Raw genomic sequence first — 12648 nt, 5'->3', positions numbered from 1 at the left:
TGCAGGTAAAAAACTGACGGTAGATAAAAAACTTTTGCAATGTGGCAGTGAAATTTATAACACAATAAAAAATGTGCAAACAAAATCACCCGATAAAAACATCGTCATTTTCACTCATAACCATTGTCTGACGTATCTTGCTAAAGATAAACGTGATGTGACATTTAACCCTGATTATCTTGATGGTCTGGTGATGCATGTTGAAAAAGGGAAAGTTTTTCTTGATGGCGAATTTGTTAATCATTGAGAATTAATAGTGACAGCCGTAATTGCTGCCACTATTGGTTTATATCAGACCTTTTAAACGTAATGTTTTGCGGGTCGCAACATTCAAATCGTATGCTGGCAGGTCTTCAGGTTTTACCCATGCGTATTCCTGAAACTCTTCATTAATTTTCACTTCCCGGTTAGCAGAGACGCAGTCAAAGATCAGGTAAATCATATAAATTTCTTCTTTGCGTCCATCTGCATAAGTTTTGGTGCGAATATCATCACTGAAGGTCCATGGCGTGATATCGGTAAGAATCAGTTGTTCGCCGAGCTCTTCGCGGATTTCCCGGCGCAATGCTTCTTCAATACGCTCGCCAGGCTCTACACCACCGCCTGACAGCGCCCATTGTCCCGGAAACACGCCGCGATCGTCAGCCATCTTACACAGTAGGTAAGCGCCATCATTTTGAATTAAGGGGCAAACAATAGTCCGTTGTCGCACAGGAGTCTTCCTTATAATTGAAAAGAAAATAAAAGAATACGGCAACGAATACGCGCGTGAAAGTGGCATTGATCTTTTTTGCGATGATAACCACGATGATGATTATTCCTGTGGCGATTAATTTTTTTGTTATTACTTTTTCATTGCTTAACTATTCAAGAAGCATTTAGTTACAATAAGTTAGTAGATCACTTTTTTCGCTCATTGAATCCCCGGCGTCAGGCAGTACAATCCCGCAGCTTTGGGGAATTTTGATTATCTTCTTGCGGGAAAAAGTAAAAATGAAAAAGAGTGCGCTATTAAGTCTGGCTGGAATGCTGTTGGTATCTGCATCTGTTAATGCGATGAGTATCAGTGGTCAGGCAGGTAAAGAATATACCAACATTGGCGTCGGTTTTGGTACTGAAACCACGGGACTGGCATTAAGCGGTAACTGGATGCATAACGATGATGATGGTGATGTTGCCGGAGTTGGTCTGGGCCTCAATCTACCGCTTGGTCCGTTAATGGCGACGGTGGGTGGAAAAGGGGTTTACACCAACCCTAACGACAATAATGAAGGTTATGCGGCGGCAGTAGGCGGTGGCTTGCAGTGGAAAGTTGGCAATAGTTTCCGCCTGTTTGGTGAGTATTATTATTCTCCAGACTCGCTCTCCAGCGGCATTCAAAGCTATGAAGAAGCGAATGCGGGGGCGCGTTATACCATTATGCGTCCGCTCAGTATTGAAGCGGGTTACCGTTATCTGAACCTGGCGGGTAAAGATGGCAATCGAGATAACGCTATTGCTGATGGTCCGTATGTTGGGGTAAATGCCAGTTTCTGATGTCGTCTTTTGGCGCGACGTTCTGCCGCGCCAGTTAGTTTCTTCCCCCGCCTTGTCTCCCTTTGCGTTATAGTGATTTGATAACAAAATCAGGAGAAAGCAATGTTAAAAGTGGAAATGCTCTCCACCGGGGATGAAGTGTTACATGGGCAAATCGTTGACACTAACGCTGCCTGGTTGGCCGATTTTTTCTTCCATCAGGGGTTGCCGTTATCTCGCCGCAATACGGTAGGCGATAACCTTGAGGATTTAGTCTCCATTCTTCGTGAACGCAGTCAGTATGCCGATGTGCTGATTGTAAATGGCGGATTGGGGCCGACCAGCGATGATTTAAGCGCCCTGGCTGCTGCAAAAGCAAAAGGCGAGGCGCTGGTGTTGCACGAAGGCTGGCTGGCGGAGATGGAGCGCTATTTCCGCGAACGTGGTCGGATGATGGCGCCGAGCAATCGTAAGCAGGCGGAACTGCCCGTCAGCGCTGAGTTTATCAATAATCCGGTGGGAACCGCTTGTGGCTTTGCCGTGCAGCTCAATCGTTGCCTGATGTTTTTCACCCCCGGCGTCCCATCGGAATTTAAGGTGATGGTTGAGCATGAAATTCTGCCACGTCTGCGTGAGCGTTTTTCCCTGCCACAGCCGCCAGTTTGTTTGAGATTGACCACTTTTGGGCGTTCAGAAAGCGATCTGGCGCAAAGTCTGGATTACCTACAACTGCCGCCAGGCGTGACGATGGGCTATCGCTCATCCATGCCGATAATCGAACTGAAACTGACCGGACCCGCCTCAGAACAAGAGACGATGGAAAAACTGTGGCTGGAAGTGAAGCGCGTCGCCGGGCAGAGCATAATTTTTGAAGGTACCGAAGGACTGCCAGCACAAATCTGCCGTGAATTGCATAAACGCCAGTTCAGCCTGACCTTAAGCGAACAATTTACCGGCGGCTTGCTGGCACTGCAACTTTCCCGCGTGGGAGCGCCGTTGCTGGCCTGCGAAGTGGTGCCATCACAGGAAGAAACACTGGCGCAGACAGCGCACTGGATAGCGGAACGGCGGGCGAACCATTTCGCTGGGCTGGCGCTGGCTATCTCTGGCCTTGAGAACGAACATCTTAATTTTGCGCTATCCACGCCTGACGGTACTTTCGCTCTGCGTGTACATTTCAGTACCACGCGTTACGACCAGGGCGTGCGCCAGGACGTGTGCGCAATGATGGCGCTGAATATGCTGCGTCGCTGGTTGAACGGTCAGGATGTTGCCAGCGAGCATGGCTGGATTGACATTATTGAGTCGCTGACTTTAACCGCCTGATCAGCCACACTGTGCCGGTTTACGACACCGGCACATTCCCCCCCGTAAAATTGTCCAACATGTTGTACTCAGTAAGAAAAAATCTGTGCGCCAATCCACAAATTTATGCGTAATTTCTCCAGTCCTCTGGACGAGAAATGGGATTTGATGCGCTTCACAATTTTACCTGCCCTGAGCGAAGAGACTGATTCCAGTATCTAAGACTGGAGTCCAGTATGTTGGAATCAAGTAAAGTTCCCGCCCTGACACGGGCTATTGATATTCTCAATTTGATTGCCCGCATTGGCCCCTGTAGCGCCGCGACAATCATCGACACGCTGAGAATCCCCAAAAGCACGGCCTATCTGCTGCTTAACGAGCTCAAGCGGCAACGTTTTCTTAGCCTCGATCATCAGGAAAATTTTTGTCTGTGGACCAAACTGGTGGAGCTTTCTGGTCATGCGTTAAGCAAGATGGATCTCCGTGAACTGGCACGACCACGTCTGACGCAACTGATGGATACCACCGGGTTGCTTTGCCACCTGGGGATTATCGATAACGGCAGTGCTTATTACATTCTGAAAGTGGAATCCTCTGCCACCATCAGCGTGCGCTCCCATGAAGGAAAAAGTTTGTCGCTTTATCGATCCGGGATAGGCAAATGCCTGCTGGCTTGGCAGCCAGATACTGTACGGCAAAGCATCATCGAGCGGCTGAACTGGGAACAGGCGACACCGATGACGATGACTCACCCACAACAACTTCACGAGGAACTGGCGCGTATTCGATGCCAGGGCTGGAGCTATGACAACGGTGAAGATTACGCCGATGTTCGTTGCGTCGCCGCACCGGTGTTTAACGCCAATAACGAACTTACCGCCGCGATATCGGTAGTGGGTACGCGTTTACAAATCAATGAAGAAAACCGTGATTATCTGGCGGGGAAGGCCATTGCCTGCGCCAAAGATATTTCACGCCTGCTGGGATGGAAAAGTCCCTTTGACTTACTGGCATCATAAAATGGAGAGCATTATGACCCTACCCAAAATCAAACAGGTTCGCGCCTGGTTTACTGGTGGCGCAACAGCAGAAAAAGGCGCTGGCGGCGGTGATTATCACGACCAGGGGGCGAATCACTGGATCGACGATCATATCGCTACTCCGATGAGTAAGTACCGCGATTATGAACAGTCCCGTCAGTCATTTGGCATTAACGTCCTTGGTACGTTAATTGTTGAAGTCGAAGCGGAAAACGGCCAGACCGGATTCGCCGTATCCACGGCTGGCGAAATGGGATGTTTTATTGTCGAAAAGCACCTTAACCGTTTTATTGAGGGCAAATGTGTCAGTGATATCAAACTGATCCACGATCAAATGCTCAATGCGACTATGTATTACTCCGGTTCAGGCGGTCTGGTAATGAACACGATTTCCTGTGTTGATCTGGCGCTGTGGGATCTGTTCGGCAAAGTGGTCGGGCTGCCGGTTTACAAACTCTTAGGCGGTGCAGTACGTGATGAAATTCAGTTCTATGCCACTGGTGCGCGCCCGGATTTGGCAAAAGAGATGGGATTTATCGGCGGCAAGATGCCGACGCACTGGGGACCGCATGATGGTGATGCGGGGATCCGTAAAGATGCCGCGATGGTCGCGGATATGCGTGAAAAATGCGGAGAGGATTTCTGGTTGATGCTCGACTGCTGGATGAGTCAGGACGTGAATTATGCCACCAAACTGGCCCACGCTTGCGCGCCTTATAACCTGAAATGGATCGAAGAGTGCCTGCCGCCACAGCAATATGAAGGTTATCGCGAACTAAAACGCAACGCACCTGCGGGAATGATGGTCACCAGTGGTGAACACCACGGCACATTGCAATCTTTCCGCACGCTTGCAGAAACCGGTATTGATATTATGCAGCCGGATGTCGGCTGGTGTGGCGGCCTGACCACGCTGGTGGAAATTGCCGCAATCGCCAAATCACGCGGACAGCTGGTGGTGCCACATGGATCATCTGTCTACTCTCACCATGCGGTGATCACCTTTACCAATACTCCCTTCAGTGAATTCCTGATGACCAGCCCGGATTGTTCAACGATGCGTCTGCAGTTTGATCCCATTCTGCGCGATGAACCGGTGCCAGTGAATGGTCGTATTCACAAGTCGGTGCTCGATAAACCTGGCTTCGGCGTTGAACTCAATCGTGACTGCAATCTGAAACGTCCCTACAGCCACTAATCACTCCGGGCGTTGCGGTGATAACGGTAACGCCCACATGTTCTAAGGAGCTTCTTATGAGCACCGCTTTGCTTGACGCCGTGGTGAAGAAAAACCGCGCGCGTTTGATTCCGTTTATGTTGGCGCTATACGTACTGGCGTTTCTCGATCGTTCAAATATTGGTTTCGCCAAACAGACCTACCAGATAGATACCGGGCTGAGCAATGAAGCTTATGCGTTAGGTGCCGGTATTTTCTTTGTGGTGTATGCGTTTCTCGGTGTTCCGGCAAATCTGTTAATGCGCAAACTGGGGGCCAGAAGCTGGATTGGTACGACGACGCTGCTGTGGGGATTTCTTTCGGCAGCCATGGCATGGGCCGATACTGAAGCGAAATTTCTGATAATTCGCACTCTGCTTGGCGCCGCGGAAGCCGGGTTTTTCCCGGGGATGATTTATCTTACCTCGCAATGGTTTCCACAACGTAATCGCGCCAGCATCATGGGACTGTTCTATATGGGGGCGCCGCTGGCATTAACGCTCGGTTCACCACTTTCCGGGGCGCTACTGGAGATGCACGGATTTATGGGACATCCCGGCTGGTTCTGGATGTTTGTGATTGAAGGATTGCTGGCGGTGGGCGCAGGCGTATTCACTTTCTTCTGGCTCGATGACACACCGCAACAGGCGCGTTTTCTGAGCAAAGAAGAAAAAACATTGCTTATTCAGCAGCTAACAAGTGAAGAGCAACAGAAAGTGACTTCGCGACTGAGCGATGCGTTGCGTAATGGGCGAGTCTGGCAACTGGCGATTATCTACCTGACTATTCAGGTGGCGGTTTATGGATTAATTTTCTTTTTACCGACGCAGGTTGCTGCATTGCTGGGCACAAAAGTCGGCTTTACGGCCTCAGTGGTCACCGCCATTCCGTGGGTTGCTGCGCTGTTTGGCACCTGGCTTATTCCTCGTTACTCCGATAAAACTGGCGAACGGCGCATTATTGCGGCGCTGACATTACTGGCTGCAGGCATTGGTATCGGGCTTTCTGGTCTGCTTTCGCCAGTACTGGCGATTGTTGCGCTGTGTGTTGCGGCAATAGGGTTTATTGCCGTGCAGCCGGTGTTCTGGACTATGCCGACCCAACTGCTTTCCGGTACGGCGCTGGCTGCGGGGATTGGTTTTGTAAACCTGTTTGGCGCAGTCGGTGGTTTTATCGCCCCGATTTTGCGTGTGAAAGCAGAAACGCTGTTTGCCAGCGATGCGGCGGGATTACTGACGCTGGCAGCGGTGGCGGTTATCGGTTCGCTGATCATCTTTACTCTGCGTGTAAATCGCACGGTTGCGCAGACCGACGCGGCACATCATTAACAGGTCAAGGAACATTATGAACGCATTATTAACCAATCCCTTCAAAGAACGATTATGCAAGGGAGAAGTGCAAATCGGTCTGTGGTTGAGCTCGACTACTTCTTATATGGCAGAAATTGCCGCCACCTCCGGCTATGACTGGTTGTTGATTGATGGGGAGCATGCGCCAAACACCATTCAGGATCTCTATCACCAGTTACAGGCGATAGCGCCCTATGCCTGCCAGCCGGTGATTCGCCCTGTTGAGGGCAGTAAGTCGCTGATTAAACAGGTGCTGGATATTGGGGCGCAAACTCTGTTGATCCCGATGGTAGATACCGCCGAGCAGGCGCGGCAGGTGGTGTCTGCGATGCGCTATCCACCTCACGGCGAACGAGGAGTAGGCGCCAGCGTAGCGCGGGCCGCTCGCTGGGGGCGCATTGAAAATTATATGGCGCGGGTCAATGATTCGCTTTGTTTGCTGGTACAGGTGGAAAGTAAAACGGCGCTGGATAATCTTGATGAAATTCTCGACGTTGAAGGAATTGATGGCGTGTTTATTGGGCCAGCGGATCTCTCTGCATCGTTAGGTTACCCGGATAACGCCGGACACCCGGAAGTGCAGCATATTATTGAAACCAGCATCCGACGAATCCGTACTGCAGGGAAAGCGGCTGGTTTTCTGGCTGTGGACCCGGATATGGCACAGCAATGCCTTGCATGGGGGGCGAACTTTGTCGCTGTTGGCGTTGATACGATGCTCTACAGTGATGCTCTGGATAAGCGTCTGGCGATGTTTAAATCAGGCAAAAACAGGCAACGAATAAAAGGAAGCTATTAAAATCAAAGGCCCACGGGGATTACCTGTGGGCCTTTGTGTTGATCAGTGGGGTTTTGCTGCCAGATCCGCTTCGCTGAGTTGGGTCGTTGCGAGCACCAGGTCACGATCGATGCCCTGTTCCAGCATTCGCAAAGCAATTTTAATGGCTTGTTCACGCATACCTTCTACTTTACCTTTCTGCAATCCCTCCAATTTACCTTCCTGCCAGCCAATTTGGTGCCCTTCCTGTCGCAGTCGTTCAGCAATAGTCATCAATCTCTCCTTTTGTAGCGGTGAACGTTCGGCAATCTCCTCAATAAAACGGGTGAAACGGGAGGTATCGCCGCATTGCAGCAGATAATTAAACAGTGTTTGCAATTGGCTGTCATTAGTGAAGCCTCTAACCAAAAGCGTAGTGATCCTGTCGACCAGACTGATTAAATCACGGTCGCGAATATGTTTCTGGATAAGTTCCAGCAGGGCCGTGCGGCGATGCTGCATGATTTCGTCGTCAGGCACGATGGTGATATCCACCAACGGAAATGCCTCGGTATAGATCTGTCGGGCAAGTTGCGGATCGTCAAATTCATCCAGCCAATTGAGAGAGTACGGATAGGGCGAGGTTTCGCCATGATAAAACAGCATTGGCACCACTAGCGGGACTCTGTCATAGCCTTTGTCCAGATGGCGTTGCATGGCGGCGGTGGCATAACGCATCAGTCGAAACGCCATGTTTTTTTCCGCCGAACTCTGATGCTCAATCACGCAGTAGATATATCCTTCGCCGTCGCTGGTCTCCACCGCCCATAAAACATCCGAGTAGTAAGCGCGTAAATTTTTTTCAATAAAACTGGTGGGCTCCAGCCTTAACGTTTGCAGATTGCAAAGTCTACGCAACGGTTCCGGCAGATGTATTTCCAGAAAATCCCGCGCGGTTTCAGGTGAAAACATAAACGTTTTAAACACCGCATCATGCGGGGAGGATGTTGTTGATTCTGTCATGGTTGTCCGTCACCTGATGTTTATGATGACGCGACATTACGGGTATCTCAGGCCTTTGACATCTGTCAGTTTCAGCCTTTGCGAGACGTTTTCCGGGGAATTTTCACTGTGATGAAATGCATACATTGGGTGCGGAATCGCGTACGCAAAAATGCCCGATAAGCAATGTACTTACCGGGCATCAGGAGGCAGGTTAAGCCAGCGCTTTCGCCAGCAGCGTAATGGGATGTTCACAACGTTTGCTGGTGGACATCTCTATTTGCCATTTGCAGGTTTCGCAGTCGGTAACCACCAGATCCGCGCCGCTCTCTTCTATCTGGCGGAACAGCGGCGCGCCGATAGCTTGTGAAGTGGGATAGTTCTCTTTTTTGAAACCGTAGGTTCCGGCAATTCCACAGCACTGGGAGTCCAGTACGGTTAACTCAAGCCCGGGGATTTTACGCAACAGTTCCAGAGTGTAGAGCGTCCAGCCCATTTTTTCCATATGGCACGGGGTATGATAAACCACTTTCAGCGGCAGCGGTTTTAGCGGCAAGGTTTTACCTTCGTCCAGCTTGCGCCACAGCCAGCGGGTCGCCAGTTCAATATGATCGCGCAAGCCTTTGTTGTCGACATTCAGCACCTCCGGGTACTCGTCGCGCAGGGCAAAGGTACAGGTAGAGGAGGTGGCAATGACCGGAATGCCTTTTACGCCTACCGCTTCGCGGATCGATTCCACGTTAGTGATGGCTTGTTTACGCGCCTTATCAGTAAAACCATTGGCAATTAACGGCACGCCGCAACATTTCTCTTTGCTAAGCAATTGCACGCCAGTGCCCATCGCATTGAGCACTTTAATTAAATCTTTACCCAGTTGCGGATGGTTGTAGTTGACGAAGCAACCGTGGAAGAACGCCACCTGATCTTTATATTGCGCTTGCTGCGCCGCCACACTGCGATACCAGCGGCGGAAAGTGCCGAAGGAGTATTTCGGCAGCGTGCGGCGATGGTCGATTTTTAGCGCCGCATCAAGTAATTGCCGCACCGGTTTCAGCGAGGTGGCAGTATTTATTATTGGTGCGAATGGCGTAGAAACGCTGCCCATCAGATCGGTGTGGCTCAGGACAAAATTACGCAGAGATGGGCGCGTGGTGTCATATTTTGCCCGGGCGCGCTGAATGATATCGCCAATCTTCACATCGGACGGGCAGGCGACTTCGCAACGTTTGCAGTTAATGCAGTACTTCAGCGCCTCATCATACAGTGCGCCATCTTTCAGACGCAGACGTTCGCCATCCGGTCCGGCCTGTTTCGGTCCCGGATAACCCGGATTTACCCGACTGACCGGGCAGGCGGTGGTGCAAACTGTACATTTAATGCAATTTTCGAAACTGGTGTCGTTCATTGTTGACCTCCTGCACGCTGGGCAATCTGTTGAGCAGCATGTAATGCGCTGACAGCGCAAACGCCGCCCCCGCATCCCTGAGCAATGGGATCAAATCCGCCCAGCACTGACCCAATGGCAAACAGATTTTCTACGGTTCGACCCGCCAGCGACGGGCGTAGCGCTTCGTCAGTGGTTACACCAAACTGTTGCCACGGTTGGGCCGCAAAAAAGTCACTCCGATACCATTCTCCGCGCGTTGCGGTTTGCAGGACATCAAGGCCGAGAATCGGCTCGCGAATGCCATTACGTTCTGCTACCAGTCCACCGCTAAAGAAACTACCGCTGGCTAGCACGGCAAAGCGTGGACGCAGTGGAATATCTGCGTGATTGCGCGTCCAGATTTCGTTCACAACGCCATTTTTGCAGGTCACTTTTTTCACTTCATCACCCGGCATCCATACGCCTCCCTGACGTACGAATTGACGTTGAAGCTGGTTTTGCAAACGAATACCCAGTACTGAAGGCGGCAACGTTGGCAACAACATTAATGAGCAAGGTAATTCTTCGTTCAACCAACGCCAGAGTTTGTCATCCGCCAGACCGAAGCAGGCAGGCATCAGGATCATTTCACAGATATTAGCAACAGGTAAAAGGGCCCTCAATAACAGCGCCCAGTTTTCTTCGTTATCAAGAAAACGCGCAATATTCACGGCGCGGAATTCAGTCGCATTGTTGCGCAGAACATCCAGTTCCGGCAGCTCTATTTCGGCAGTTTCAACTTCCAGTTTCAGATCGCGTAGCGAAGCTGCCGCAAGATGTGCCTGAAAATCCATCAGGCCGCTTATCCCCACCACACATATTTTCTTTGCTGGCAGTGGCCAGACTGGCACTTCCGGTGAGCTTAGCCAGGTCGAGCGCAGAGTGCCGAGTGGGGTAATCCGTTGGTGCGCCAGTTCTACGCTGCCTTGCAATTGTGCGCCGCTTTCTGCAATCAACGATTGCGCCCGACAAGCAAGGTCGAGTACACGTTGTGGGCCGAGCAGACTATAAGGATGTGCAGGGGCTTGTTGGCTTAACGCTTCCAGTCCGGTGTGAATATCATTCACTGGCTGTCCGTCTGGCAGATGACTCAGCAAATCCAGCGATCCAGACGAGAAATGCAGCGCGCTCTGTCCACGAGTGACAATCGCGCAACGTAGACCGTGCTTTTGCAGTTTCAGGCCGCAGAGTAATCCAGCAAGACCGCCGCCCATAATGACTGTATCAAATCGCATCTTTCTGCTCCTTCTCCAGACCACACAGTCCCTGATAAACCCAGCGGGTAAATTCGCTTTCGCGCAGTGCATCTCCCCAGGCAATGGGCTGCACGCCTTTCCAGCGTTCATTAAGGAAGGTGGAAAGTTGTTCGATAGATTGCGCGGAGGTGGTGACATTGAAACGTTGCAGTAGTCCGGCAGCGCGGCAGGCACAGAGTTCGCCCTGACAAGTGCCCATTCCGACACGGGTACGGCGACGTAAATCCAGCAGGCTATTAACGTTTAGATTTTCTACGGCGTACTGCACTTCGCCTGCCGTAACGGCTTCGCATTCACAGACCAGGCTGCGATGCAGACGACCTTCGCTAAGCCACGCAGGTGTGCGATCGCCATGACGATAAACGGCAGAACCGCGAAGTGGGGCAGGCAGGGAAATCACTTTACGCAATGTGACTTCAGTCGGTTCTTGTGAGCCCGGCAACGGGGTATCTGCGGTGATGCAGGGACGTGCGTTGCCGAGTTTGCGGCATACTGCATCAGTTGCCCATTCCGCCATCAGACGGTAGGTCATCAGTTTACCGCCAGTAATCGTGATAAACCCATCCAGGCCATCGCGCTCAGCGTGATCGAGTAAAACGATGCCACGGCTAACATTACGTCCACTGGGATCGTCATCACTTGCCACCAGTGGACGTACACCAGAGTAGGCCCGCAAAATACGCGTTTTCGCCATTACCGGCGCCAGTTTTTCCCCTTCGCGCAATAAAATATCGACTTCTTCTGCCGTCACCCGATTGTCGTCAATTTCGTCATAATCAATGCGCAAAGATGTCGTACCAATAAGAGAAATGGTGTCGCCAGGCACCAGAATATCGGCGTCGGAAGGTTTACGGCAGCGGTTAATCACGTGCTGATTAATGCGGTGATCCATGATCAGCAGCGATCCTTTTGCCGGGAACATGCGAATCTGTAAATCGGCATATTCGGCAATATGTTGCCCCCAGATCCCGGCAGCGTTAACGACGACAGGGGCATGTAGCGACTGTTTTTCGCCAGTGAGATGATTACGCACATGCACGCCACACACCGTCGCGCCTTCGCGAATCAGACCCGTCACTTCATGTGCGGTAAGGATAACTGCGCCGTGTTCTTTGGCATCAAGCATGTTGGCTGCGGTCAAACGAAATGGATCCACTGTGCCATCAGGGACTTTTACCGCGCCAATCAGTGTCGGGTTAACAGAAGGTTCGATAATGCGCGCCTGCTGCGGGTCAATAGCTTCTGCACTAATTCCTGCCTCTTCGCAGGCGCGGATGAAAGTCGCCTGAAAGGAGAGGTCGTCTTCCGGGAGAGTGATAAACAGGCCATTAGTTTGTTCGACACAGTGACGCGCAATGCGTTTCAGTATCTTGTTTTCGCTAATACATTCGCGCGCTGATTCTGCATCTGTCACCGCATAGCGCGCGCCGCTGTGTAGTAATCCATGATTACGCCCGGTAGCGCCAGTGGCAATATCATGGCGTTCAACCAAAATCACGCGCAGCCCGCGCAGGGCACAGTCGCGGGCAATCCCGGCTCCCGTTGCGCCGCCGCCAATGATAATCACGTCACTTGTTTGCGAGTCGCGAGTTTTCATTGTTATCCCTCAAAAGTTCGTTTTTTATCATTTAGCCATATAAAAATGATTGATTGTTTGATTTCGCGCATATTCGCTCATAATTCGAAAGTGAAACGTGATTTCGTGCGTCATTTTGAACATTTGTTGAATTTTATTCATAAATGTGTGCGGTAATTCACATTCATGAAATGAATGATTAATTA

12 protein-coding genes are annotated in these 12648 nt (G+C 51.0%); 7 read left to right on the top strand and 5 right to left on the bottom strand.

Features of this window, described 5'->3' with window-relative positions:
* Positions 1-247: lipopolysaccharide core heptose(II)-phosphate phosphatase (locus tag EA14781_RS08665; RefSeq protein ID WP_042335531.1), on the top strand; the 247-nt coding region annotated here is incomplete at its 5' end.
* Between the two features lie 39 nt (positions 248-286).
* Here the strand turns inward: EA14781_RS08665 and nudI are convergent.
* The gene (nudI, locus tag EA14781_RS08660) at positions 287-712 is read right to left on the bottom strand and encodes a nucleoside triphosphatase NudI (RefSeq protein ID WP_010330642.1); all 426 of its coding nucleotides are present in this window, start codon (positions 710-712) and stop codon (positions 287-289) included.
* A 281-nt stretch (positions 713-993) separates the two neighbouring features.
* Between nudI and EA14781_RS08655 the strand changes: the two genes are divergently transcribed.
* The 6 genes from EA14781_RS08655 (at position 994) to yfaU (ending at position 7224) form a co-directional block, all read left to right on the top strand.
* On the top strand, positions 994-1536 hold the full coding sequence (locus EA14781_RS08655; protein WP_002461725.1) for a YfaZ family outer membrane protein: 543 nt from the start codon (positions 994-996) through the stop codon (positions 1534-1536).
* Positions 1537-1638: 102 nt separating this feature from the next.
* Positions 1639-2841, top strand: a complete 1203-nt coding sequence (locus tag EA14781_RS08650; RefSeq protein ID WP_000921651.1) for a nicotinamide mononucleotide deamidase-related protein YfaY — start codon at positions 1639-1641, stop codon at positions 2839-2841.
* Positions 2842-3056: 215 nt separating this feature from the next.
* Entirely contained in the window at positions 3057-3839 is a 783-nt protein-coding gene (locus EA14781_RS08645) for an IclR family transcriptional regulator (protein ID WP_000894199.1), read from the top strand.
* 13 nt (positions 3840-3852) lie between these two features.
* Positions 3853-5058 (top strand): L-rhamnonate dehydratase, encoded by a 1206-nt coding sequence (gene rhmD, locus EA14781_RS08640; RefSeq protein WP_002461728.1) that lies wholly within the window; start codon positions 3853-3855, stop codon positions 5056-5058.
* 56 nt (positions 5059-5114) lie between these two features.
* Entirely contained in the window at positions 5115-6404 is a 1290-nt protein-coding gene (locus tag EA14781_RS08635; protein WP_000100880.1) for an MFS transporter, read from the top strand.
* 16 nt (positions 6405-6420) lie between these two features.
* A complete protein-coding gene (gene yfaU / locus EA14781_RS08630; protein WP_000992972.1) occupies positions 6421-7224 on the top strand; it encodes a 2-keto-3-deoxy-L-rhamnonate aldolase in 804 nt (267 codons plus the stop codon).
* Positions 7225-7266: 42 nt separating this feature from the next.
* Here the strand turns inward: yfaU and EA14781_RS08625 are convergent, their stop codons facing one another.
* The 4 genes from EA14781_RS08625 to glpA all read right to left on the bottom strand — a co-directional run bounded on the left by EA14781_RS08625 (position 7267) and on the right by glpA (position 12463).
* Complete coding sequence (locus EA14781_RS08625) at positions 7267-8205, bottom strand: ISNCY family transposase (RefSeq protein ID WP_000140545.1); 939 nt, start codon at positions 8203-8205, stop codon at positions 7267-7269.
* Between the two features lie 193 nt (positions 8206-8398).
* Entirely contained in the window at positions 8399-9589 is a 1191-nt protein-coding gene (gene glpC / locus EA14781_RS08620) for an anaerobic glycerol-3-phosphate dehydrogenase subunit GlpC (protein ID WP_001000348.1), read from the bottom strand.
* Positions 9586-10845, bottom strand: coding sequence for a glycerol-3-phosphate dehydrogenase subunit GlpB (gene glpB, locus EA14781_RS08615; protein ID WP_001209878.1), 1260 nt, complete (start codon positions 10843-10845; stop codon positions 9586-9588). The genes glpC and glpB overlap by 4 nt, the downstream gene beginning before the upstream one ends.
* Positions 10835-12463: an anaerobic glycerol-3-phosphate dehydrogenase subunit A gene (gene glpA / locus EA14781_RS08610; protein ID WP_000857291.1), complete on the bottom strand. Its 1629-nt coding sequence runs from the start codon at positions 12461-12463 to the stop codon at positions 10835-10837. The genes glpB and glpA overlap by 11 nt, the downstream gene beginning before the upstream one ends.
* Positions 12464-12648: the final 185 nt, after the last annotated feature.

This window comes from Escherichia albertii NBRC 107761 = DSM 17582 (assembly GCF_000759775.1).
GTDB lineage: Bacteria > Pseudomonadota > Gammaproteobacteria > Enterobacterales > Enterobacteriaceae > Escherichia > Escherichia albertii.
This window is presented reverse-complemented; position numbering and strand designations above follow the sequence as displayed.